The 23,881-nt window shown below is 72.8% G+C and carries 18 protein-coding genes; all 18 read left to right on the forward strand.

Translation table 11 applies throughout. The features are described from left to right. The first annotated feature begins 24 nt into the window (after window positions 1-24). Window positions 25-1,341 (forward strand): nucleotide sugar dehydrogenase, encoded by a 1,317-nt coding sequence (locus ACFQ87_RS10625; RefSeq protein ID WP_380610256.1) that lies wholly within the window; start codon window positions 25-27, stop codon window positions 1,339-1,341. Beyond that, window positions 1,331-2,590: a glycosyltransferase family 4 protein gene (locus tag ACFQ87_RS10630; protein WP_380610257.1), complete on the forward strand. Its 1,260-nt coding sequence runs from the start codon at window positions 1,331-1,333 to the stop codon at window positions 2,588-2,590. The genes ACFQ87_RS10625 and ACFQ87_RS10630 overlap by 11 nt, the downstream gene beginning before the upstream one ends. Continuing rightward, window positions 2,587-3,951, forward strand: a complete 1,365-nt coding sequence (locus ACFQ87_RS10635; RefSeq protein ID WP_380610258.1) for a Wzz/FepE/Etk N-terminal domain-containing protein — start codon at window positions 2,587-2,589, stop codon at window positions 3,949-3,951. Before ACFQ87_RS10630 ends, ACFQ87_RS10635 begins: the two co-directional genes overlap by 4 nt. Next, window positions 3,948-5,477 (forward strand): Wzz/FepE/Etk N-terminal domain-containing protein, encoded by a 1,530-nt coding sequence (locus tag ACFQ87_RS10640; RefSeq protein ID WP_380610259.1) that lies wholly within the window; start codon window positions 3,948-3,950, stop codon window positions 5,475-5,477. Before ACFQ87_RS10635 ends, ACFQ87_RS10640 begins: the two co-directional genes overlap by 4 nt. Window positions 5,478-5,480: 3 nt before the next feature. Then, entirely contained in the window at window positions 5,481-7,415 is a 1,935-nt protein-coding gene (gene asnB, locus ACFQ87_RS10645) for an asparagine synthase (glutamine-hydrolyzing) (RefSeq protein ID WP_380610260.1), read from the forward strand. 36 nt (window positions 7,416-7,451) lie between these two features. After that, a complete protein-coding gene (locus ACFQ87_RS10650) occupies window positions 7,452-9,647 on the forward strand; it encodes a bi-domain-containing oxidoreductase (RefSeq protein ID WP_380610261.1) in 2,196 nt (731 codons plus the stop codon). A gap of 2 nt (window positions 9,648-9,649) precedes the next feature. Further along, complete coding sequence (locus tag ACFQ87_RS10655) at window positions 9,650-11,596, forward strand: alginate lyase family protein (protein WP_380610263.1); 1,947 nt, start codon at window positions 9,650-9,652, stop codon at window positions 11,594-11,596. A gap of 8 nt (window positions 11,597-11,604) precedes the next feature. Then, the gene (locus tag ACFQ87_RS10660; protein WP_380610264.1) at window positions 11,605-13,119 is read left to right on the forward strand and encodes a right-handed parallel beta-helix repeat-containing protein; all 1,515 of its coding nucleotides are present in this window, start codon (window positions 11,605-11,607) and stop codon (window positions 13,117-13,119) included. A 1-nt stretch (window position 13,120) separates the two neighbouring features. Next, window positions 13,121-14,455 (forward strand): O-antigen ligase domain-containing protein, encoded by a 1,335-nt coding sequence (locus ACFQ87_RS10665; protein WP_380610283.1) that lies wholly within the window; start codon window positions 13,121-13,123, stop codon window positions 14,453-14,455. A 2-nt stretch (window positions 14,456-14,457) separates the two neighbouring features. Beyond that, complete coding sequence (locus ACFQ87_RS10670) at window positions 14,458-15,732, forward strand: glycosyltransferase (RefSeq protein ID WP_380610265.1); 1,275 nt, start codon at window positions 14,458-14,460, stop codon at window positions 15,730-15,732. After that, the gene (locus tag ACFQ87_RS10675; protein WP_380610266.1) at window positions 15,729-16,964 is read left to right on the forward strand and encodes a class I SAM-dependent methyltransferase; all 1,236 of its coding nucleotides are present in this window, start codon (window positions 15,729-15,731) and stop codon (window positions 16,962-16,964) included. The genes ACFQ87_RS10670 and ACFQ87_RS10675 overlap by 4 nt, the downstream gene beginning before the upstream one ends. Then, complete coding sequence (locus ACFQ87_RS10680; RefSeq protein ID WP_380610268.1) at window positions 16,961-17,791, forward strand: glucose-1-phosphate cytidylyltransferase; 831 nt, start codon at window positions 16,961-16,963, stop codon at window positions 17,789-17,791. Before ACFQ87_RS10675 ends, ACFQ87_RS10680 begins: the two co-directional genes overlap by 4 nt. Beyond that, the gene (locus tag ACFQ87_RS10685; protein WP_380610269.1) at window positions 17,788-18,450 is read left to right on the forward strand and encodes a PIG-L deacetylase family protein; all 663 of its coding nucleotides are present in this window, start codon (window positions 17,788-17,790) and stop codon (window positions 18,448-18,450) included. Before ACFQ87_RS10680 ends, ACFQ87_RS10685 begins: the two co-directional genes overlap by 4 nt. Before the next feature lie 3 nt (window positions 18,451-18,453). Further along, window positions 18,454-19,479, forward strand: a complete 1,026-nt coding sequence (locus ACFQ87_RS10690; protein WP_380610270.1) for an NAD-dependent epimerase/dehydratase family protein — start codon at window positions 18,454-18,456, stop codon at window positions 19,477-19,479. Next, window positions 19,476-20,750: a DUF4910 domain-containing protein gene (locus ACFQ87_RS10695; RefSeq protein ID WP_380610284.1), complete on the forward strand. Its 1,275-nt coding sequence runs from the start codon at window positions 19,476-19,478 to the stop codon at window positions 20,748-20,750. Before ACFQ87_RS10690 ends, ACFQ87_RS10695 begins: the two co-directional genes overlap by 4 nt. A gap of 5 nt (window positions 20,751-20,755) precedes the next feature. Next, on the forward strand, window positions 20,756-22,084 hold the full coding sequence (locus ACFQ87_RS10700) for a hypothetical protein (RefSeq protein ID WP_380610285.1): 1,329 nt from the start codon (window positions 20,756-20,758) through the stop codon (window positions 22,082-22,084). After that, on the forward strand, window positions 22,081-23,028 hold the full coding sequence (locus tag ACFQ87_RS10705; protein WP_380610271.1) for a glycosyltransferase family 2 protein: 948 nt from the start codon (window positions 22,081-22,083) through the stop codon (window positions 23,026-23,028). The genes ACFQ87_RS10700 and ACFQ87_RS10705 overlap by 4 nt, the downstream gene beginning before the upstream one ends. Further along, window positions 23,025-23,881, forward strand: an 857-nt coding sequence (locus ACFQ87_RS10710) for a polysaccharide pyruvyl transferase family protein (RefSeq protein ID WP_380610272.1), incomplete at its 3' end; no start/stop codon positions are given. The genes ACFQ87_RS10705 and ACFQ87_RS10710, both read left to right, overlap by 4 nt.

The raw sequence follows: 23,881 nt of genomic DNA on the forward strand, positions 1-23,881 counted from the left end.
CCTGCCCGAGGGGAGGAACGGGTCATGAGGATCAGCGTCCTGGGGCTCGGCTACGTGGGCTGTGTGTCGGCCGCGTGCCTGGCCAGCCTGGGGCACGAGGTCATCGGGGTGGACGTGAACCAGGTGAAGGTCGACCTGGTCAACGACGGCAGGGCCCCGGTGGTCGAGGAGCGGATCGGCGAGCTCATCGCCGAGGTCGTACGGACCGGAGCGCTGCGCGCCACCGGCGACGTCCGCGAGGCGATCATGGGCAGCGACGTGTCGCTGGTCTGCGTGGGCACGCCGTCGGAGCCCAACGGCAGCCTGTGCACCACGTACCTGGAGCGGGTCGCCGAGCAGATCGGTGCCGCGGTGGCCGAGCGGGGCGGGCGGCACACCGTGGTGTTCCGCAGCACCATGCTCCCGGGCACCTGCCTGAACCTGCTGGTGCCGATCCTGGAGAAGCACGCCGGCGGCACCGCCGGGGTGGACTTCGGGGTCGCGGTCAACCCGGAGTTCCTGCGCGAGGGCACCAGCGTGCGGGACTTCTTCGACCCGCCCAAGACCGTCATCGGCGAGCTCGACCCGGCGAGCGGCGACGTGGTCGCGGCGCTGTACGACGGGTTACCCGGCGAGGTGTTCCGGGTGCCGGTCCCGACGGCCGAGGCGATCAAGTACGCGGACAACGCCTTCCACGGCCTCAAGATCGGCTTCGCGAACGAGCTGGGCGCGGTGTGCCACGCGCTCGGGGTGGACTCGCACCAGGTGATGGACGTGTTCCTGGCCGACCGCAAGCTCAACATCAGCTCCGCCTACCTGCGGCCCGGCTTCGCCTTCGGCGGCTCCTGCCTGCCCAAGGACCTGCGCAGCCTGGTCCACGCGGCGCGGCAGGCCGACGTCTCGGTGCCCATCCTCTCCCACGTGCTGCCCTCCAACTCCGACCACCTGCAGCGCGCGGTGGAGCTGGTCGAGCGCACCGGCAAGCGCCGGGTGGGCCTGTTCGGTCTGTCCTTCAAGCCCGGCACCGACGACCTGCGCGAGAGCCCGCTCGTCGAGCTGGCGGAGCGGCTCTTCGGCAAGGGCTACGACCTGCGGATCTACGACCCCAATGTGAGCCTCTCCCGGCTCCTCGGCGCGAACCGCGAGTACATCGAGACCCGGCTGCCGCACCTCGCGCAGCTGCTCGCGGAGTCCGTCGACGAGGTGCTCGACCACGCCGAGGTGTGCGTGGTCGGGACCAGGGAGCCGGACGTCCTGGCCGCGCTGCCGCACGGTGACGGCCCGGTGATCGTCGACCTCATCCGCCTTCCCGACGCCGAGACGCGCCGGACCGAACCGGGGTACATGGGCCTTGCTTGGTGACACAACCAGCCGCGGCGGGCGGGCCCGTCGCGCGCTGATCCTGGTGGAGAACCTGTCGGTGCCCTTCGACCGGCGTGTGTGGCAGGAGTGCACGACGCTGCGCGACGCGGGCTGGGAGGTCCACGTCATCTGCCCCCGCGGCAGCAAGCGGGACACGGAAGCGGAGACGGAGATCGACGGGGTGCGGATCCACCGCTACCCGCTGCAGGCGGCCACCGGAGGACCGGCCGGCTACCTGCGCGAGTACGGAGCGGCGCTGTGGCACACCGTCCGGCTGGCCCGCAAGGTCGGCCCGGTCCACGTGGTCCACGCCTGCAACCCGCCCGACCTGCTGTTCCTGCCGGCCCTGCTGATGAAGCGGCGCGGCGCGCGGTTCGTGTTCGACCAGCACGACCTGGTGCCCGAGTTGTACCTCTCCCGGTTCGACCGCGGGAAGGACCTGCTCTACCGCGCCGTGTGCGCGCTGGAACGGTGGACGTACCGGGCCGCGGACGTCGTGCTCGCCACCAACGAGAGCTACCGGGACGTCGCGCTGCGCCGCGGCGGTCGGCGGCCGGAGGACGTCTTCGTGGTGCGCAGCGCGCCCGACACCGACCGGTTCCAGCCGGTACCACCCGAGCCCGAGCTCAAGCGCGGCAAGCCCCATCTGCTGTGCTACCTCGGCGTCATGGGCCCGCAGGACGGCGTCGACTACGCCTTGCGGGCCCTCGCGAAGCTGCGCGACGAGCTCGGGCGGACCGACTGGCACGCGGTGTTCGTCGGCGGCGGCGACACCTTCGACGCGATGGTGGAGCTGTCCCGGCAGCTCGGGCTCTCGGAGCAGGTGCAGTTCACCGGGCGCGTCCCGGACGCCGACCTGGTGCGCTACCTGTCCACGGCGGACGTGTGCCTCTCCCCCGACCCGCGCAATCCGCTCAACGACGTGTCGACCATGAACAAGGTCCTGGAGTACATGGTGATGGGCCGGCCGATCGTCTCGTTCGACCTCCGGGAGGCGCGGGTCTCCGCCGGTGACGCCGCCGTCTACGCGCCCGCCAACGACGAGTCCGAGTTCGCCCGGCTCATCGCGCAGTTGCTGGACGATCCGGAGAAGCGCACCCTGATGGGCAAGATCGGCCAGGAGCGGATCAACGGGCCGCTGTCCTGGCGCAACTCCCAGCGGTCGCTGCTCGACGCCTACGCCGCCGCCTGCCGCGACCCGAGGTCGTCGGGCTCCCCGGACCAGCCCGGGAGAAGGCCGCGCCGTTGAGCGACGAAACGATACGCCTGGTCACGATCGGTCGGATCCTCCGTCGGCGCTGGCGGCTTCTCGCCGTCCTCGCCGTGGTGGGTGCGCTCGTCGGTTACGGCACCTCCTTGCTGTTTCCGCCGAGTTACACGACGTCGGCCTCGGTACTGCTGCCGGGAGTGTGGCAGGACCGCGAGCTGCTGACCCAGGCGGAGATCGCGACCAGCTCGGTGGTGGTCGACCGCGCGGCCGCCACACTCAACTGGCCCGGGGTCAGCGGCAGCAAGCTGCAGGACCGGGTGAGTGCCAGCGCCGCCGACGGGAACATCATCAAGATCTCCGGTACGGCCGACACCCCGGAGCACGCCCAGCAACTCGCCGATCAGGTGGCCCAGCAGTTCGTCACCTTCGCCGCGCGGGTCGCGGGCGACAGCACCGACCCCGAAGCGGCGCAGCCCGAGGCACTGCGGCAGCTGGTGGTGCAGGCCAGCCGACGCATCACCGACCTGGCCGCCGCGGCCGATCCGGGGCAGACCGTGGACAGCGTGCAGACCCGCACCGATCTGGAGCAGCTGCGCAACACGCTGCAGGACGCCATCAAGAAGCTGGACCAGGTCGACCCGGCCGCCAACAAGGCCAACATGGTCGTCATGGGGTCGGCGGCCCGACCGTCCGCCGAGGCACCGCCGACGAGGACGCAACTCGTCGTCGCCGGGGCGCTGTTGTTCGTCCTGCTCGCGGTCATCGGCCATCTCACCGCCGCACGGATGAGTCGACGGCTGCGCACCGAACCGGAGATCGCCGCGGCGCTGGGCTCGGCGCTCCTCGGCACCGTCGACGTACCCGGAGAACGGCCCGTGCACCGGCCGGAGGGCCGTGGCCCGCGGGCCCGGGTCCGCCGGCTGCTGGGCATCGACGTCCGGTGGGACCTGCCGACCCCGCACGCCTCCGGCGACGAGGCCGGCAGGCAGCTCCGCTACCGGCGGGTGTGCGCCCGTCTCCGAGAGCAACTGCCGGGCCCCCGGCGGCTGCTGGTCGTGGTACCGGAGGGCGACGAGACCGCCCGCCTCGCCGCCGGGCAGCTCGTCACCGAGGCGGGGGACGACCCGCCGCTGCGGGTGGTGGGGGTTTCGGTGTCCCGGCCGCTGCTGCCGGACCTCGACGACGCGTCCGGTGCCCTGGTCGTGCTCAGCGCGGGCGGCTGGACCGCGGGGGAACTCGCCGGCCTCGCCGGGGCGTGCGCGGACGCCGGGCACGAGGTCGTCGGCATCGTACTCGCCGGTCCGGTCCGGGCCCGTCCGGCGCAGTCCGACGGCCGGCCTCCGGAGGGCGCCACGCCGGCGCTCGCGGTCGGCGACGACGCGGGGAGACGTTCGGAGTGACGACGAGTACGACGTCGGAGTCGTCGACCGCCGCTCCGCTGCTGGACCTCCAGGCGCTGGTGGTCGCGGTGCGCAGGCGGCGTCGCCTCTGGTGTTCCCTGGCGCTGATCGGGCTGCTGCTCGGCGCGGTGGTGGCGGTCCTGCGGCCGGCGCCGCCGACCGCGGTGACCAAGGTGCTGGTCGCGCACGAGGCGGACCAGCCGAACGACCCCGGAACGCTGATCCGCACCGACGTCGCCCTGCTGCAAACCACGGAGATCGCCGGTAAGGCTCTGAAGTCCCTCGGGTCCGCGAAGAAGCCGGAGGACTTCATGCCGGACTACGGGGGAATCGGCTTGACCAACAACCTGCTCCAGATCACCGTGACGGGTCACAGCGACGCGGAAGCGGTGGCCCGGGCCAAGGCGCTGGCCGAGGCGTTCGTCGCGGACCACGTCCGGCGGCTCCAGGACGCCGCGGACGCCGCGGCCAAGGCGCTGCTCGACCAGCGTGACCGGCTGCAGGAGGAACTCGCCCAGGTCGACAAGGCGATCGGGGACGCATCCTCGCAGACCGGGCCGAAGGCGGCGGCAACCCTGAATTCGCTCTACGCCAGCCGGACCGAACTCGCTTCGCGGATCACCGACTTCAACCAGCGCGCCGCCGAGGCGAAGGTCGGCACGCCCCGGCTCGTCGCCGGCACCCAGATCGTGGACGCCCCGCGCGCGGTGCGGCAGTCCCTGCCCAAGACGGCGGCCACCGACGCCGCGATCGGGCTCGTGCTCGGGCTCGTCCTCGGGCTCGCGGTGGCCGCGATCGGCGCGGTGGTGGCGGACCGCCCCGTGCTGCGCCGGGAGATCGCGGCGAACCTCGGTGCCTCGGTCATCGCGGAGCTGCCCCGCCTGCCCCGCCGACCGGCCGGGCGGTGGCAGCGCCGACGGACCCGAGAGGCACGGACCAGGCTCACCACGACGCTGGCCCGCACCGTGCGCGGCTCCGCGGAGGCGGTGTCGCTGCTGGAACTGGGCTGTGCGCGCAGCGCCGGCGCGATCGCCCTGGACCTGGCCGGGGAACTGGCCGCGGAGGGCCCGGTGGTCGTCGTCGACGGTCTGCCCGGCCCGCAACTCACCAAGCGCCGCCCGAAGCCGGGCGACCCGACCGTGGTCAGCGGCGAGCAGGCGGCGGCCGGGCCGGATCAGGAGCGCCGGCTCGGCGTCGGCTCGGTGGCGCCCGGCACGGCGTGGACCGACCTGCAGTACCTCGGCACCAGGACCGTGCTCGTCGTACGCGCCGGGCACGGCAGCGCCGCGTGGCTGCACACCGTGGCGCGGCAGCTCGCGGACCAGCGCATTCCGGTGATCGGCGTGGTGCTGATCGATCCTGATCCACGGGACCGGACCGACGGCACGCTGTGGGACGGGCCGCCCGGCCCGCGGCGCGGCCGGAAGCGGCGGGCGGCCCGGCGGAACGGGACGGGCCGGCGGCGGACGGAGCGGCAATCGATGTGGACCGCACCGGTCCCGGACAGCGACCAGGAGGCGCGGTAACACATGTGCGGCATCGCAGGAACGTTCTTATGGCCGGACGGGAAGGTCGTGACCGACCGGCTCACCGACACCCTCGCCCACCGCGGTCCGGACGGGTCGGGCCGGTACAGCCACCCCGTCGGTGACGGCGAAGTGCACCTGGGGCACCGCCGGCTGGCCATCATCGACCTGTCCGAGACCGGCGCCCAGCCGATGGTCTCGGACGGCCTCGTCCTGACGTACAACGGCGAGCTGTACAACGCGCCCGAGCTGCGGGCCGAACTGGCAGCCACCGGGGTGCGCTTCCGCGGCACCTCCGACACCGAGGTGCTGCTGGAGGCCTGGCGGCGCTGGGGCACGGACTGCCTGCCGCGGCTGCGCGGCATGTTCGCGTTCGGGATCTTCGACGAGCGCACCGGTGAACTGGTGCTCGCCCGCGACCAGCTCGGCATCAAGCCGCTCTTCCTGGTCCGGCGGGGCGAGGGCCTGGTGTTCGCCTCCGAGCTCAAGGCGCTGGCCGCCGCCACCGGCGGTTCCCTGGAGGTGGACCACGCCGCGCTGGTGGCCTCGCTGCTGTACTACTGGGTGCCGGACTCGCGGTGCGCGTTCCGTGAGGCGGAGAAGCTGCCGCCGGGGAGCTGGCTGCGGTGCCGGCCCGACGGCCGGGTGGAGCGCGGCCGGTTCTGGCACCTGCGGGACGTCGCCGCCGAGGGCCGGGAGCGGGCCCGGGCCGGCGAACTGCCGGACCTCGCCGCCATCGTCGAGGAGTCGACGAGGCGTCACCTGCTCTCCGACGTCCCCGTGGCGACGTTCCTCTCCGGCGGGCTGGACTCCAGCTACCTGACCGCGCTGGCGGCCCGCGACCACCCCGGGATCTCCGCCTACACGATCGGGTTCCGCGCCGAGGACGCCAGGTTCGAGGCGATGCCGGACGACCTCCGCTACGCCCGGCAGGTGGCCGAGCGGTTCGGCGTCGACCTGCACGAGATCGAGATCGCCCCGGACGTGCTCGACCTGCTGCCGCGGATGACGTACCACCTGGACGAGCCGATCGGCGACCCCGCCGCGATCAACACCTTCCTGATCTGCTCGGCCGCCCGGGAGGCCGGGGTCAAGGTGCTGCTCTCGGGGATGGGTGCCGACGAGCTGTTCGCCGGCTACCGCAAGCACCTGGCCAACCAGCTCGCGCTGCGCTACCAGCGCATCCCGCGGCCGCTGCGGCGCGGCCTGTCCGCGGCCGTGGACCGGCTGCCGGTCGCCACGGCCAGCCGGGGGTTCCGGTCGGTGCGGTTCGCGAAGCGGTTCCTCTCCTTCGCCGATCTCCCGGAGGAGACGGCGTTCCGGCGCAGCTACACCATGTACGACCAGGAGGAACTGCTCGCCCTGGTGAATCCGGACCTGGCCGGGACGGTCCAGGACGTGCTGACCGAGCACGCGGACGTTTACCAGGACAACGACCTCGACGACTTCGTCAACCGGATGTGCCTGGGCGACGCCCGGATGTTCCTGCCGGGCCTGAACCTCGCGTACACGGACCGCTCCAGCATGGCCGCGTCGACCGAGGTGCGGGTGCCGTACGTGGACGTCGAGGTGGTCAAGGCGGCGTTCACCGTGCCCGGCGACCGCAAGATCGTCGGACGCCAGGGCAAGGCCGTCCTCAAGGAGGCGGCCACCTCGATCCTGCCCCGGGAGATCGTGTACCGGCCCAAGGGTCTGTTCAGCGCCCCGCTGCGCGCCTGGATGAGCCGGGACCTGGCCCCGCTGGTGCGCGAGGTGATCAACGACGGCGTGCTCGTGCGGTCCGGGTTCCTACGCCGCGACGCGCTGGCGCGGCTCGTCGCCGAGGACGCCACCGGGCAGCAGGACTTCTCCAAGCACCTGTGGCACGTGCTGACCCTCGAGTACTGGTACCGCGGCGCGACCTCCGGCTCCGCCCACAGCGCTCATTTGACGGCGTAGGGCTCACAAGACGGTTTAGAAGCAAGGGGACTTCCGGTGAAACAGGTTGTGCAGAACTACAAGAGCGGCGAGCTGTCGGTGCTCGACGTGCCGGTGCCGGGGTGCAAGCCGGGCGGGGTGCTGGTCCGCAGCGCCTTCTCGCTGATCTCCACCGGGACCGAGATGATGAAGGTCTCCGAGGCCGGCATGTCGATGGTGGGCAAGGCCCGCTCGCGTCCGGACCAGGTGGCCAAGGTCATGCAGAGCGTGGCCACCAACGGGCTGCCCGCGACCTACCGCAAGGTGATGGGCAAGCTGGACTCCTACACGCCGCTGGGCTACTCGCTGTGCGGGGTGGTCGAGCAGGTCGGCGCCGGGATCGACGATGTGAAGGTCGGCGACCTGGTGGCCTGCGCCGGCAATGAGCACGCGTTGCACGCCGAGCTGAACTGGGTGCCGAAGAACCTCTACACCCCGGTACCGGACGGCCTCGCGCCGCAGCACGCTGCCTTCGGTACCGTCGGGTCCATCGCCTTGCAGGGCGTGCGCCAGGGCGAGCCGCAGCTCGGCGAGGTGGCGCTGGTCATCGGCCTCGGGCTGATCGGGCAGCTGGTGGTGCAACTCCTCGCCGCCTCGGGGGTGCGCGTCGTCGGGGCCGACCCCGACCCGGCGCGCTGCGAACTCGCCGAGCGCCTGGGCGCCGTGGCCTGCGGCGATCCCGGGTCCGCGGCCGTGGAGACGGCCGTCGCCGAGCTGACCGACGGTCACGGCGCGGACCAGGTGTACCTGGCCGCCGGCGGCGGCAGCAACCAGCCCGTCGAGCTGGCCGCCCACCTGGCCCGGGACCGCGGCCGGGTCGTCGACATCGGCAAGTGCCGCCTGGACCTGCCGTGGAACGCTTACTACGAGAAGGAGTTGGACGTCCGGTTCTCCCGCTCGTACGGCCCCGGGCGCTACGACCCGTCGTACGAGCTGGAGGGGCGGGACTACCCGATCGGCTACGTGCGCTGGACCGAGCGCCGCAACCTGGCGTGCTTCCTCGACCTCATGGCCCGCGGCCGTGTGGACGTCGGCCCGCTGGTCTCCCACGTCGCCGACTTCGAGGACGCCGTGGAGACGTACCGGCGCCTGAAGGACGGCGAGTTGAAGGCCGTCACCGCGCTGTTCCGCTACCCCTCGGCGGAGGTGGCGGCGCCGGCCCCGAAGCTGGAGGTGCCCGCCGTACGGCGCCCCGCCGCGCAGGCCGCCCCGGCCCGTAGTTCCAAGTCCCCGGTGCGGCTGGCGTTCATCGGCGCGGGCAACTACGCGACCTCGATGCTGCTGCCGCACCTCGCGCAGCGCGAGGGCGTCGCGCTGTCCACCGTCGTCACCACCACGGCGCTGTCCGCCGCCAACGCCCAGCGCAAGTTCGGCTTCGCCCAGGCCACCACCGACCTCGACGCCGTCCTCGGGGACAGCTCGATCGACGCGGTCTTCGTGGTCACCCGGCACAGCTCGCACGCCGACCTGACCCGCAGGGCGCTGCTCGCCGGCAAGACGGTCTTCGTGGAGAAGCCGCTCGCCCTGAGCGAGGAGGAACTCGCCTCCGTGCTGGCCACGGTGGAGGAGTCCGGCAACGACCGGCTGCAGGTGGGCTTCAACCGCCGGTTCGCGCCGCTGCTGCGCGAGGCCAAGAACCGCCTGGGCGCCCGGACCGGACCGGCGAGCCTGCGCTACCTGGTCAACGCGGGCCGCCTCCAGCACGGCAGCTGGTACCTCCGGCAGGACACCGAGGGCTCGCGGTTCGAGGGCGAGGGCGGGCACTTCGTCGACACGGCGAGCTGGCTGCTGGGCGCCGACCCGGTCTCGGTGTACGCCGTCGCCCCGTCCGGCAACGAGGACCTCCAGGTCGTCCTGCGCTACCCGGACGGCTCCACCGCCACCATCAGCTACGTCACCTCCGGCGCGCCCGCCTTCCCCAAGGAGACGCTGGACCTCCTCGCGGACGGCAAGGTGCTCAAGCTCGACGACTTCGTCCGCGCCTCGGTGTATTTCGAAAGCACAGCCGGCCGCAAGCGCTGGGTCAGCTCCCGGCTGCCCAAGGCCCGGGACAAGGGCCAGTCCAACGAGCTGGCCTCGTTCATCAAGGCGGTGCGCACCGGCGGGCCGATGCCGGTGCCACTGGAGTCGCTGGTCGCCACCACGGCGGCCACCCTGGCCGTGCAGGCGAGCCTGGCCGGCGGCGCACCGGTGACCCTGGCGAGGTCGCTGTGACCATGAGCGCGGGCTGGTACCTGCGGCGCCTGTCGGCGATGGGGCCGCAGGAGGTCGCCGGCCGGGTGGGCGATGCGCTGCGCCGGCGGCGGTGGCGGTCGCTGACGCCGCCGCCGGGCCCGGCGGTGGCCGGCGCCCGGTTCACCGCCGTCCTGCCCGCCGGGGCGATCGACGCGGTGCCCGCGGACGCCGCCAAGCGGCTGGTCGCCCAGGCGGACCGGCTGATGGACGGCCACGCCGAGTTCTTCGGCGTGGAGCGCGAGGACATGGCGGCCCCGGACTGGTGGCTCGACCCGAAGACCGGGCGCCGGGCGCCGGCCGGCTACGCCTTCGCCGTGCCGTACCGGGACGAGGACGCGGTCGGGGACATCAAGCAGATCTGGGAGCCCTCCCGGCACCAGTACCTGACGGTGCTCGCCGCCGCCTACGCGATCACCGGCAACGAGCGCTACGCCGAACGCGCGGCCGCTCACCTGCGCTCCTGGTGGCAGGCCAACCCGCCGTTGGAGGGCGTGCACTGGGTCAGCGGAATCGAGCTGGGCATCCGGCTGCTGTCCTGGGTGTGGGTGCGCCGGCTGCTGGAGGGCTGGTCGGGCGCGGCCGCCCTGTTCGAGGACAACCCGACGGCGCTGCACCAGATCTGGCACCACCAGCGCTGGCTGGCTGCCTTCCCCAGCCGGGGCTCCTCGGCGAACAACCACGTCATCGCCGAGGCGGCCGGGCAGTTCGCCGCGGCCTGCGCGTTCGACTGGTTCCCCTCCTCGCAGCGGTGGCGCTCCGACGCGCTGCGCTCGCTGGACCGGCACCTGCGCGCCAACACCTTCCTCTCCGGCCTCAACCGGGAGCTGGCCACCGAGTACCACGGGCTCGTCCTGGAGCTCGGCCTGGCCGCGGTGGCCGAGGCGGACGCCGCCGTCGTGCCCGTCCCCGCCACCGTCCGGCTGGTGCTGCTGCGGATGACCGACGCGCTCGCGGCCGTGGTGGACAACCGGCTGCGGCCCCCGCGCCAGGGGGACGCGGACGACGGGCACGGCCTGGTCCTGGACGGCGCGGGCACCGACCGCTGGGCCTCGCTGCTGGCCACCGGCGGCGCCGTGTTCGGCCGCCTGCCCTGGTGGCCGGAGGTGACCGCCGCCAACGCGCGCACCCCGCTGCTGGCCGCGCTGATCCGCCCGTACGGAAACGACGGTTCGGTGACCCGCCCGGCGAGCCGGCCGGTGCACTTCCCCGACGCGGGGATGACCGTCCTGCGCGCCGGGGAGGAGATCTGGTGCCGCTGCGACGGCGGCCCGCACGGGTTCCTGTCCATCGCCGCGCACGGCCACGCCGACGCCCTGTCCGTGGAGGTCCGGCACGACGGCGTCGAGGTGCTCGCCGACCCGGGGACGTTCTGCTACCACGGGCAACCCGAGTGGCGGCGCTACTTCCGCTCGACCCTGGGCCACAACACCATGGAGCTGCACGGCCGGGACCAGTCCGTCTCCGGCGGCCCGTTCCTGTGGACCAGGCACGCCCGGACGAAGGTGCTGGTCGCGGACACCTCCGACCCGACAGTGGCCCGCTGGTGCGCCGAGCACGACGGCTACCAGCCCTCGGTGCACCGCCGCCGGGTGGAACTTGACTACACCCGCCGGGAGTTGCGGATCACCGACGAGGTGATCGGCCAGGGCGGCGCCGTCCGGCTGGCCTTCCACCTCGGCCCGGCGATCACCGCGGACCTGACGGGGAACCGGGCCGTGCTGACCTGGACCCGGGGCGGCGAGGACCGCTCCGCGGTGCTCGACCTGCCCGGGCGGCTGACCTGGCGGGCACACCGCGGGGAGACCGACCCTCCGCTGGGCTGGTACTCCGCCGGCTTCGGACGGAAGGTTCCCGCCACCACGCTGGTCGGCACCGGCTTCGCCGACGGCTCGCAGGGGTTCACCACCGTGCTCGGGTTCCGGGGCTAGGGGTGCGGGTGGGGATCAAGAGGCGGCACTGGGGGGCGCTGGCGTCGGTCCTGCTGCTGGCGACCGGCTGCACGAGCGGTTCGGACGCCCGGCCGGAGCCGACCGCCACGCCGTCCGGGGCCGTGGCCGCGGCCCGGGTGTGCGCCAACCCCGAGGCCGGGCCGGCGAACGCGCCGGCGGGCGCGGTGACGGTCGACCCGGCAGTGGTCGGTGACCTGGCGGCGAAGACCAAGAGCAGCCCCCCGAACACCACCTTCTGGCTCCAACCGGGGACGCACAGGCTCGACTCGGACCGGTACGCCCAGGTCGTCCCCAAGGAAGGGGACAGCTACCTCGGCGCGCCGGGCGCGGTGCTCGACGGCGGGAAGACCAACGAGTACGCGTTCAGCGGTGGCGCCGCCGACGTCACCATCCGCTACCTGACCGTGCAGGATTTCGTCGCGCCGCAGAACGAGGGCGTGGTCAACCACGACTCGGCCGACGGGTGGGTGATCGAGCACGCGACGATCCAGAACAACTCCGGCGCCGGGCTGATGGCCGGTGCCCGTCAGCGGGTCCGCGCCAACTGCCTGCGCGGCAACGGGCAGTACGGCATGAACGCGTACAAGGCCGGTGCCCCCGTCAGCGATCTGGCGGTCGAGGGCAACGAGATCACGGCCAACGACACCGACCAGTGGGAGCAGCGGCAGCCGGGCTGCGGCTGCACCGGCGGCGTCAAGTTCTGGGCCGTCAACGGCGCCGACGTACGCGGCAACTGGGTGCACGACAACCGTGGACCCGGGTTGTGGGCGGACACCAACAACAACGACTTCCGCATCGAGGACAACGTGCTGGAGGCCAACGACGGTGCCGCGCTGATCTACGAGACCAGCTACAACGCCGTCATCCGGAACAACACGATCCGGCGGAACGACTGGGTCGAGGGCCGCAACGCCGCCGACCGCGGCGACAACTTCCCGTACGCGACCGTCTACCTGTCCGAGTCCGGCGGCGAACCGCGGATCCCGGCCCGCACGAACAAGATCGAGATCTACCGGAACGTGCTGGAGGACAACTGGTCCGGGATCACCTTGTGGGAGAACGCCGACCGGTTCTGCAACAGCCCGGCCAACACCTCGTCGGGTGACTGCACGTTGCTGGTGAAGAAGACCGACCGCTGCGCCCAGCCGACGATCGCCACCCCACCGCTCTACGCCGACTGCCGGTGGAAGACCCAGTGGGTGGACATCCACGACAACCGCTTCACGCTGGACCCGTCCGTCGTCGGGTGCACGGTCAAGTGCGGCCGCATGGCGCTCCTGGCCAACTACGGCACCTATCCGGACTGGTCGCCGTACAAGGGCGAACCGGTGGCCGAGGCGATCACCGGCAAGCAGCAGAACCACTGGCACGACAACACCTATCTCGGACCGTGGAGCTTCGTCGCCCACGACCCGAGCCGGACGCTCGACTTCGGGCAGTGGCGCAGCACGCCGTACCAGCAGGACGCGGGCAGCACCTTCCAGCCACAGGCCGGTGGTTGAGATGGGCCGGGACCTGACGCACGACGGGCTGCCGGGCGGACCGGACGGGGCGGCGGTGCCGAGCGAGTCGGAGGTGTCCGCGGGCACGCGGCCCGGCGCCCGACCGCGCCCCGCCGGCACCCCGAAGACCGTCGAGCTGGTCTGGGGGCTGCTGATCCTCAACACGCTCGGCTCCGCCGGGGCGCGGACCATCATCCCGCTGCCCCGCTCCCTCATCCAGATGGCCACCATGGGCGCGCTGGTCTCCGCGTTCGTGCTGGCGCTCGTCCTCAATCTCCGGCTGCGCGTCCGGGCCAGCGCCTTCCTGTTCCTGCTCACCCTGATGCTGGTGCTGAGCGTGATCTCCAGCGCGAACCTGGAGTCCGGGTTCGGCGCGCTGTTCCGCTGCTTCCGACTGGCGCTCTTCGTCGGCACGCTGTGGCTGCTCAGCCGCTGGTGGGACGGCAACCAGACGTTCGTCCGGTACCACATCCGGATGTACCTCGCGGTGCTCGCGACGGTGGCCGCCGGCCTGGTCGTCTCACCGGGCGCGGCCATGCCCGAGCTCTACGGCGGTCGGCTGGTCGGCGCGTTGTGGCCGCTCACCCCACCGCAGATCGGACAGTACGCCGCGGTGATCATCGGGCTCACCGTGCTGCTCCTCCTGGACCGCCGGACGACCAGCGCCGGTGCGGCGGCAGTCATCGTGCCGTCACTCGTCCTGCTCGCGTTGACCCACACCCGGACGGCCACGCTCGGCCTGATCATCGGCCTGGCGTTGGCGATCGGCTCGCTCATCCTGACCAGCGCCGCCGCCCGCCGGTTCTTCGCCTGGGCGGTGCTGTGCGCCACCGCGGCCGCGGTGGGGTTGAGCTCGCTGCTGGAGGCGTGGTTCCTGCGCGGACAGAGCCAGGAGAACTTCTCCAACCTCACCGGTCGGGCCAAGGTCTGGGACGCCCTGCTGGCAGCGCCCCGAACGACCACGGAGCAGTTGTTCGGCATGGGCCTGGGCGACAAGTCGTTCGGCGGGCTGCCGATCGACAACAGCTGGCTGGCCGTCTACAACGAACAGGGTCTGGCCGGCGTCGCCATCGTGGCGGCGGTCTTCATCGTGCTGGGCGGCGTCGCCCTGCTGCGGCCACCGTCGCTGTCGAGGGCCTGCGCGATCTTCCTGATCAGCTACTGCGCGATCGCCTCGTACACCGAGGCCGGGCTGGGCGACGCCTCGCCGTACCTGCTCCATCTGACCGTGGCCGCCTCGCTGCTGGCGGCACCCGCCGCGGCCGCTCCTCTCTCGACGCCCGAGGTCCCTCGAGGCCGCCTACCGCATTGGGCCCATAGATCGGAGGGAACGTGAGCATGCGCATCCTCGTGGTGCACAACCGCTACAACTCGGCGCAGCCGAGCGGGGAGAACAAGGTCGTCGACCAGGAGGTGGGGCTGCTGCGCGAGGCCGGCCACCGCGTCGAGGTGTTCGAGCGGCGCAGCGACGACATCGCCGCCCGGTCCCTGCTGGGCAAGGCCGCGGTGCCGCTGCTCGTGCCGTGGAACCCGGCTGTCCGCGCGGAGCTCGCCGCCCGGCTGCGCACCGAGCGGCCGGACGTCGTGCACGTCCACAACGTCTTCCCGCTCCTGTCGCCCGCGGTGCTGGCCGCCTGCGCCGACGCCGACGTGCCCGCCGTCGCCACGCTGCACAACTACACCCAGGTCTGCCCGCCGGGCACGCTGCAGCGGGACGGCCGGCCGTGCACCGAGTGCGTCGGGGGGTCACCACTGCCCGCCGTCCGGCACGGCTGCTACCGCAACTCCCGGCTGGCGACGGTGCCGCTCGCGGTCAGCCTGTCGGTCAACCGGCGGCGGTGGTGGTCCGGCGTGGAGCGGTTCTTCTGCATCTCCGCCGCGCAGCGCGACGTCCTGTCGCGGGCCGGCCTGCCGGCCGAACGGCTGGCGGTGAAGCACAATTTCGTGCCCGACCCGGGCGCCTGCCGGACGGGCGCCGGCGAGCATCTGCTCTATCTCGGCCGACTCGCGGAGGCCAAGGGTGTGCGGCTGCTCATGGCCGCGTGGGACGAGATCGCCGCGGACGGCGGTGTGGGCGTGCCGCTCGTGGTCGCCGGCACGGGGCCACTGGAGCGGGAGGTGACCGCCTGGGCGGCGGGCCGGGACGACGTGCGGTACGTCGGCCTGTACGACCAGGCCCAGTGCCGGCAGGCAGTCGCGCGGTCGGTCGCCGTGGTGGCTCCCTCGACATGGCTGGAGGCGTTCGGCCTGGTGGTCGTGGAGGCGATGGCGGCGGGGGTCCCGGCCGTCGCCGCCGGTCACGGCGCCTTCGTCGAGCTCGTCGAGGACGGGGTCACCGGGCTGCTGCACCGGCCGGGCCAGGTGGACTCGCTCGCGTCCTGCCTGCGCCGGATCACGGCCGATCCGGCCGGCAACCGGGAGATGGGCCGGACGGCCCGGCGCCGTTACGAGCAGGGGTTCAGCCCGGCCGTCGGGCTGGAGCGCCTGGTGGAGGGGTACCGAACCGCGATCGCGGGTCGGTCCGGCGGCGCGGAAAGCGCGCCGCCGGTTGGCAATGGAAACGCTGGCTCGCCGCGGGGCACCCGCGCGAGCAGGATTGGGGGCAGTAAATGACACGATGCCGACTCTGCGGCTCGACGGCGATGGGGAGCGTCGTCGACCTGGGGGCGACCCCGCCGTGCGAGAGTTTCCTCGCCGCTGACGAACTGGACCGGCCGGAACCGGCGTACCCGCTGCACCTGCGGGTGTGCACCGACTGCTGGCTGGCGCAGATCCCTCCGCTGATCACGCCGGAGGAGACGTTCACCCAGTACGCGTACTTCTCCTCCTACTCGACGTCCTGGGTGGAGCACGCGCGCACCTTCGTCGCCGGGGCCGTGGAGCGGCTGGGACTCGGCTCCGACGCCTTCGTGGTCGAGGTCGCGAGCAACGACGGCTACCTGCTCAAGCACGTGGTGGACCGGGGGATCCGCTGCCTGGGCATCGAGCCCTCCGTGAACGTCGGCGGCGCGGCGCGGGAGGCGGGTGTGCCCACGCTCACGGCGTTCCTGGACCCGGCCACCGGCTCGGCCGTCCGTGCCGAGCACGGCCCGGCGGACCTGGTCGTGGCCAACAACGTGTACGCGCACATCCCCGACGTGGTCGGGTTCACCCGGGGGCTGCGCGCCCTGGTGTCCGACGACGGCTGGGTCTCCGTCGAGGTGCAGCACCTGCTGACCCTGATCGAGGAGAACCAGTACGACACGATCTACCACGAGCACTTCCAGTACTACACGGTCGCGTCCGCGGTCCGGGCGCTGGCGAGCGGCGGACTCACGCTGGTGGACGTCGAGCTGCTGCCCACCCACGGCGGCTCCATCCGGCTGTGGGCCCGGCCGGCCGAGGCGGCCGGCGAGCCGAGCCGGCGGGTGGCCGACGTACTGGACCGGGAGAAGGCCGCCGGGCTCCAGGAGCTGTCCGGGTACACCGAGTTCTCCGCCCGGGTGGCCAAGGTGCGCCGGGACCTCCTGCGCTTCCTCATCGACGCGGCCGAGCGCGGCGAGACCGTCGTCGGCTACGGCGCCCCGGGCAAGGGGAACACCCTGCTCAACCACTGCGGCATCCGGCCCGACCTGCTGCCGTACACGGTCGACCGCAACCCCTACAAGCACGGCCGGTTCACCCCGGGCACCCGCATCCCGATCCTGGCGCCCGAGCAGATCGGCATCGACAAGCCGGACTACGTCCTCGTCCTCCCGTGGAACCTGCGGGCCGAGCTCGTCGAGCAGTTGTCCTTCGTGCACGAGTGGGGTGGCCGACTGGTCTTCCCCATCCCGGAACTGAGCATTGTCGAGGTCAAGGCATGAAGGTCGTCCTGTTCTGCGGCGGTTACGGGCTGCGGATGCGCAGCGGATCCTCCGACGACGTGCCCAAGCCGATGGCGATGGTCGGCCCGCGGCCGCTGATCTGGCACGTCATGCGCTACTACGCGTACTTCGGGCACACGGAGTTCATCCTGTGCCTCGGGTACGGGGCCCGGCACATCAAGGACTTCTTCCTCAACTACGAGGAGACGACGTCCAACGACTTCATCCTGCGGGGCGGCCAGACCGAGCTGCTGTCCACCGACATATCCTCCTGGACGATCACGTTCGCGCAGACCGGCATCGAGTCGCCGATCGGCGAGCGGCTGCGCCGGGTGCGCCACCACCTCGACGGCGACGAGATGTTCCTCGCCAACTACGCCGACGTGCTCACCGACGCCCCGCTGCCGGAGATGATCGAGCGGTTCTCCCAGCGCGACGCCGGGGCGTCGATGATGGTGGTGCCACCTCAGTCCTCCTTCCACTGCGTGGAGTTGGGCGAGGACAACCTGGTGGGGGGCATCACCGCGGTGAGCGACATGCCGCTGTGGGAGAACGGCGGCTACTTCGTGCTCCGCCAGGAGGTGTTCGACCACATCCCGGAGAACGGGGACCTGGTCGCCGACGGATGTGCGGGGCTGGCCAAGCAGGGCCGGCTGGTGGCCCACCAGCACCGCGGCTTCTGGAAGCCGACCGACACCGTGAAGGAGCGGGCCGCGCTCGACGTCGCCTACGCGCGGGGCGACCGCCCGTGGGCCGTGTGGGAGCGGGACGGCGCCGGGGCGGGCGCGACCGGCAGCGGGGCCGGCGTCGGGGTGAGGACCGCGTGATCCGGCTCGGGGCCGGGCCCCTGGAGCGGATCGTCGCGGTGGGGGCGCACTGCGACGACATCGCCATCGGCGCCGGCGGCACGCTGCTGACGATGTGCCTGGCGCGGCCGGGTCTGCGGGTCGACGCGCTGGTGCTCTCCGGCGGCGGCGGCGAGCGGGAGCAGGAGGAACAGGCCGCGCTCGCCGCCTTCTGCCCGGGCGCCGACCTGCGCCTGACCGTCCTCAAGTTGCCGGACGGCCGGGTGCCCGCGCACTGGGAGGAGGCCAAGGCCGCGGTGGAGGAGTTGCGCGCTCGGACCGAGCCGGATCTGGTCCTCGCCCCGCGCACGGAGGACGCCCACCAGGACCACCGCGGCCTGGCGAAGCTGATGACCACCGCGTTCCGCGACCACCTCGTGCTCGGCTACGAGATCGTCAAGTGGGACGCCGACCTCGGCCGTCCGACGGCCTACCAGCCGCTGACGGACGAGATCGCCGAACGGAAGGTACGGCTCCTGCAGGAGCACTACGCCTCGCAACGGCACCGGCCCTGGTACGACCGGGAGGCCTTCCTCGGGCTGGCGCGCATCCGCGGCATCGAATGCCACGCGCGCTACGCCGAGGCGTTCGACGCCACCAAAGTCACTCTCAATCTGGGCACTCTCAATCTGGGGGGATGAACCATGCGCGTACTGCTGACCGGACACCAGGGCTACCTGGGCACCGTGATGGCCCCGCTCCTCGCGGACGCCGGGCACGAAGTCGTCGGCCTTGACGCCGGCCTGTTCGCGGACTGCGTCCTCGGCCCGACGCCCGCGGACCCGCCGGGGCACCGGGTGGACCTGCGCGACGTCACGGCCGAGCACGTGGCCGGGGTGGACGCCGTGATCCACCTGGCCGCGCTGTCCAACGACCCGCTGGGCTCGCTGGCGCCGGACCTCACCTACGACATCAACCACCACGCCTCCGTACGGCTGGCCGAGCTGGCCCGCGACGCCGGAGTGCAGCGCTTCCTCTACGCATCCACCTGCTCGGTCTACGGCGCCGCCGGCGGCGACGACCTGGTGGGCGAGGACGCCCCGCTGCGCCCGGTGACGCCGTACGCGGAGTCCAAGGTGCGGGTGGAGGACGACCTGCACGACCTGGCTGACGGCGAGTTCAGCCCGGTGTACATGCGCAACGCCACCGCCTTCGGCTACTCGCCCCGGCTGCGCGCCGACATCGTGCTGAACAACCTGGTGGGCCACGCGCTCCTGTCCGGTGAGGTGCTGGTGCTCTCCGACGGCACCCCCTGGCGCCCGCTGGTGCACGCCGCCGACATCGCCCGGGCCTTCGCCGCCGCGCTGGTCGCCCCGCAGGAGGCGGTGCACGACCGGGCCTTCAACATCGGCAGCGAGACCAACAACGTCACGGTCGCCGAGATCGCCGAGCAGGTCGCCGAGGCGGTGGACGGCTCGCAGGTGCGGATCACCGGGGAGGCCGGGGCCGATCCCCGGTCGTACCGGGTGGACTTCTCCCGGTTCCGCGCCGCGATCCCCGGCTTCGACTGCGAGTGGACGGTGAAGCAGGGCGCGCTCGAACTCGCCGACGCCTACCGGAAGTTCGGGCTTACCCGGGAGGACTTCGAGCGGCGCTACACCCGGCTGGCCGTGCTGCGCCAGGCGTCCGAGGCCGGCACCGTCGACGACACCCTGCGGTGGCGACGATGAGCGCGGTCGGCGAGGAGATGTACGAACTGGTGGAGCGGATGTACCCGCTCTGCCGGAGCATCACCGGCGACGGGGTGCGCGCCACCCTGGACATCGTCGGCGAGTACCTTCCGCTGGAGGTGCACGAGGTGCCGACCGGGACACAGGTCCTCGACTGGACGGTGCCGCAGGAGTGGAACATCCGGGAGGCGTACATCGCCGACCCGGCCGGCAACCGGGTCGTCGACTTCGCCGCGTCCAGCCTGCACGTGCTCGGCTACAGCGTGCCGGTGGCGGCGACCATGCCGCTGAGCGAGCTGCGCGGGCACCTGCACACACTGCCGGACCAGCCGACCCTGGTGCCGTACCGCACCAGCTACTACGCACCGGAGTGGGGGTTCTGCCTGTCCCAGGAGACCCTGGACGCGATGCCGGACGGCGAGTACGAGGTGCGCATCGACTCCACGATCGCCGACGGCCACCTCACCTACGCCGAGCACGTCGTCCCCGGGCAGGTCGCCGACGAGGTGATCGTCTCCTGCCACGTCTGCCACCCGTCGCTGGCCAACGACAACCTGGCGGGCATCGCGGTGGCGACGTTCCTGGCCCGGGAGCTGGCGCGGCAGACCCCCTGGTACACCTACCGGTTCATCTTCGCCCCCGGCACCATCGGGGCGATCACCTGGCTGGCCCGCAACGCGGAGCGGGTGGAGCGGGTCAAGCACGGGCTGGTGCTGGCCTGCGCCGGCGACCCCGGCCAACTGACGTACAAACAGAGCAGGCGCGGCGACGCGGAGATCGACCGGGTGCTGCGGCACGTCCTGACCGCATCCGAACGCCCGCACCGCGTCGCCGAGTTCACTCCGTACGGCTATGACGAGCGGCAGTACTGCTCGCCCGGGTTCGACCTCGGCGTCGGTTCGCTCACCCGGACCCCGTACGCCGGGTACCCCGAGTACCACACCTCGGCGGACGACCTGGATTTCATCTCCCCGGAGGCGATGGCGGACACCCTCGCCGTCTGCCGCGAGGCGTTCGCCGTGCTCGACCGCAACCGGCGCTACCTCAACCTCAGCCCCTACGGCGAACCACAGCTGGGCCGGCGCGGGTTGTACGACTCGCTGGGCGGCCGCAGCGACGCCAAGCAGGCCCAGATGGCCATGCTCTGGGTGCTCAACATGTCCGACGGCGAGCACAGCCTGCTGGACGTCGCCGAGCGCTCCGGGCTGCCGTTCGACACGGTCGCCGTCGCGGCGGGCGCCCTGGAGGGCGCCGGGCTGATCAAGGCATGACGCGGATGACCACCGAGGGGGTGCAGACGACGACGGCCGGTCCGTCCGGGGAGACCGGGCGGACCGCCAAGCGGGGCGTGCTCGGCCGGCTGTCCTGGGGGCTGGCCGACCAGGCGGCCTCCAGCATGACCAACTTCGCAGTGGGCATCTACGTGGCCCGCGAGCTGGGGGTGACCGCGTTCGGCGTGTTCAGCCTGGCCTGGCTGACCTACGGCGTGGTGCTCAACGTCGCCCGCGGGCTGGCCACCGACCCGCTCGTGGTGCGCTTCAGCGGCGTGCCGGACGCGCCCTGGCGCGCGGCGGCGGCCCGGTCGACGGGTGCCGCGCTCGGCGTCGGCGCCACCCTCGGCACGGTGTGCCTGCTGGTCGGGCTCGGCCTCGGCGGCACCGTCGGGCCCGCGTTCGCCTGCCTCGGCGTCGCCCTGCCGGCGCTGCTGCTCCAGGACTCCTGGCGGTTCGCGTTCTTCGCCGCCGGCACCGGGAAGAAGGCGTTCGCCAACGACGTCGTTCAGGGCGTCGCGCTCGTCCCGGCCATGCTCCTGGCGGCCCACCTGGCCAGCGTGGCCGCCTTCGTGCTCGCCTGGGGCGGCTCCGCCGCGGTGGCCGCCGGGTACGGCTGCCTCCAGTCCGGCCTCCGGCCCCGGGTGACCGAAGCCCGCGGGTGGCTCCGCGAACAGCGCGACCTGGGCAGCCGGTACCTGGTCGAGAACGTCAGCCTCAGCGGCGCGAGCCAGCTGCGGGCGTACGGGCTCGGCGCGATCGTCGGGGTCGGCGCGGTGGGTGCGGTCCGGGGCGCCGAGCTGCTGCTCGGCCCCTTCCTGGCCCTGCTGATGGGGCTGTCGCTGGTCACCGTGGCGGAGGCGGCCCGGGTGCTGAGGCAGGCACCGCACCGGCTCGGCAGGTTCTGCTTCCTGCTGGGCGGCGGGCAGGCCGGCGCCGCCCTGCTGTGGGGCGCGGCGCTGCTGCTGATGCCGGACCGGCTCGGCGAGCTGGTCCTCGGCGACGTCTGGCACTCCGCCTCCCAGCTCATCGTGCCGGCCACGCTCGGCGTGGCCGGCGCCGGCCTCGGCAGCGGCGCGGCGGCCGGTCTGCGCGCGCTCGCCGCGGCCCGGCGCAGCCTGCGCTGCCAACTCTTCGCCTCCGCCTGCTACCTGGGCGGCGGGCTCGGCGGAGCCGCCGCGGCCGGAACCGCCGGCTCGGCCTGGGGCGTCGCCACCGCGACCGCCTGCGGCTCGGCCGTGTGGTGGCTGCAGCTGCGGGCCGCCCTGCGCGAGCACCACCGCGCCCCCACCCCCGAAGTAGCGGACGCCATCCCCGAAGTGAGGACGCCATGACCACCGTTCCCCGGTTGAGCATCGGGCTGCCCGTCTACAACGGCGAGGAGTACCTCGTCGAATCGCTCGACGCCCTGCTGGGCCAGACCTACGAGGACTTCGAGCTGGTCATCTCCGACAACGCCTCGACCGACGCGACCCAGGACATCTGCCGCAAGTACGCCGCGCAGGACTCGCGCATCCGGTACCTGAGGCTGCCCCGCAACATCGGCGCCGCGCCCAACCACAACTACGTCTTCACCGAGTGCCGCGGCGAGCTGTTCAAGTGGGCCTCGCACGACGACCTGTACGCCCGGGACCTGCTGCTGCGCTGCGTGGAGGCCCTGGACGAACGCCCCGAGGTGATCCTCGCGCACTCCGGCCAGGCGGTCATCGACGGCGACGGCCGGGTGAAGGTCCCCTACGAGTACGGGCTCGCCACCGACTCTCCGTCCGCGCCGGTGCGCTTCCGCAGCATGCTGTTCGAGCCCGGCGGCGACGACTTCTACGGGGTGATGCGGGCCGACGTGCTGCGCCGGGTCAAGCCGCACGACAGCTACCACCACGCGGACCGCACGTTCGTCGCCGAGATCGGCCTGAACGGCCCCTTCCACCAAGTCCCGGAGCTGCTGTACTTCCGCCGCGACCACCCCACCCGCGCCGAGCGGGCCAACCCGTCCAAGCGTTCCCGGTGCGTCAACCTGGACCCGCGCCGGGCGGGCCTGCTGCACCCGACGCCGCGGCTGCTCGCCGAGTACGTCTGGGGCTTCGTCGCGGCGATCCGGCGGGCGCCGCTGTCCTCGCAGGACCGGCGCGCGTGCTACCGCCACCTGTCCTCCTGGATGACCAGCCGGATGCGGCCGGGCGTCGGCGAGCGGGTCGAGGACCGCGCCCCCGTCGCGCCGGCCGAGCTCACCGTCTCCCTCGACGACCTGGTGGCCGGACGCGAGGGGAGGCGGGCATGACGCCGAGGCGCGGAACCCCGGTGCGCGTCGGGGTGTTCGGCCTGCTCGGCTCCGGCAACCTCGGCAACGACGGGTCGCTGGAGGCCGTGCTCGGCTACCTCCGCGCCGAGCACCCGGAGGCCGTCGTGGACGCGCTGTGCGGCGGACCCGAGGTCGTCACGGCCCGGTACCGGATCCCCGCGACGCGACTGCACTGGTACCGCGGGGAGTACCGGACCGCATCGCGGGCGGGCGCGGTCGCGGCGAAGGGCCTGGGCAAACTCGTCGACGCCGTCCGCACCGCCGCCTGGGTGCGCCGGCACGACGTGGTGATCGTGCCGGGCATGGGCGTCCTGGAGGCCACGCTGCCGCTGCGGCCGTGGGGCTTCCCGTACGCGCTGTTCCTGCTCTGCGCATCCGGCCGGGTGTTCGGCACCCGGGTGGCGCTGGTCGGCGTCGGCGCCGCCGCGATCCGCGACCGGCCGACCCGGGCCCTGGTGCGCTGGTCGGCGCGACTGGCCGCGTACCGGTCGTACCGGGACGCCCTGTCCCGCGACGCGATACGGGCGATGGGCGTGGACACCGCGCGGGACGAGGTCTACCCGGACCTCGCCTTCGCCCTGCCGGCGCCGACGACGCCGCCCGTCGCAGCGCCGTCCGACACGCCGGGGAAGGTCTGCGTCGGCGTCATGGACTTCCACGGCGGCAACGACGACCGCGCGCGGGCCGCGGAGATCCACCGGCGCTACCTCGACGGGACGACCCGGTTCGTCCGCGCGCTGGTCGAGGACGGCAGGCCGGTGCGGCTGCTCACCGGCGACGAGGTCGACGCGTCGGTGGTCGCCGCGATCCTGGAGGCGGTGGACTCCCCACT

Origin of the sequence: Kitasatospora sp. NPDC056531, assembly GCF_042794375.1 — a bacterium.
Classification (GTDB): Bacteria; Actinomycetota; Actinomycetes; order Streptomycetales; family Streptomycetaceae; genus Kitasatospora.

Excerpts from the sequence above, each read along its gene's own strand:
- ACFQ87_RS10625 (WP_380610256.1), top strand. The coding sequence starts at position 25 with ATGAGGATCAGCGTCCTGGGGCTCGGCTACGTGGGCTGTGTGTCGGCC.
- asnB (WP_380610260.1), top strand. The coding sequence starts at position 5,481 with ATGTGCGGCATCGCAGGAACGTTCTTATGGCCGGACGGGAAGGTCGTG.
- ACFQ87_RS10655 (WP_380610263.1), top strand. The coding sequence starts at position 9,650 with ATGAGCGCGGGCTGGTACCTGCGGCGCCTGTCGGCGATGGGGCCGCAG.
- ACFQ87_RS10665 (WP_380610283.1), top strand. The coding sequence starts at position 13,121 with ATGGGCCGGGACCTGACGCACGACGGGCTGCCGGGCGGACCGGACGGG.
- ACFQ87_RS10670 (WP_380610265.1), top strand. The coding sequence starts at position 14,458 with ATGCGCATCCTCGTGGTGCACAACCGCTACAACTCGGCGCAGCCGAGC.
- ACFQ87_RS10675 (WP_380610266.1), top strand. The coding sequence starts at position 15,729 with ATGACACGATGCCGACTCTGCGGCTCGACGGCGATGGGGAGCGTCGTC.
- ACFQ87_RS10680 (WP_380610268.1), top strand. The coding sequence starts at position 16,961 with ATGAAGGTCGTCCTGTTCTGCGGCGGTTACGGGCTGCGGATGCGCAGC.
- ACFQ87_RS10690 (WP_380610270.1), top strand. The coding sequence starts at position 18,454 with ATGCGCGTACTGCTGACCGGACACCAGGGCTACCTGGGCACCGTGATG.
- ACFQ87_RS10695 (WP_380610284.1), top strand. The coding sequence starts at position 19,476 with ATGAGCGCGGTCGGCGAGGAGATGTACGAACTGGTGGAGCGGATGTAC.
- ACFQ87_RS10700 (WP_380610285.1), top strand. The coding sequence starts at position 20,756 with ATGACCACCGAGGGGGTGCAGACGACGACGGCCGGTCCGTCCGGGGAG.
- ACFQ87_RS10705 (WP_380610271.1), top strand. The coding sequence starts at position 22,081 with ATGACCACCGTTCCCCGGTTGAGCATCGGGCTGCCCGTCTACAACGGC.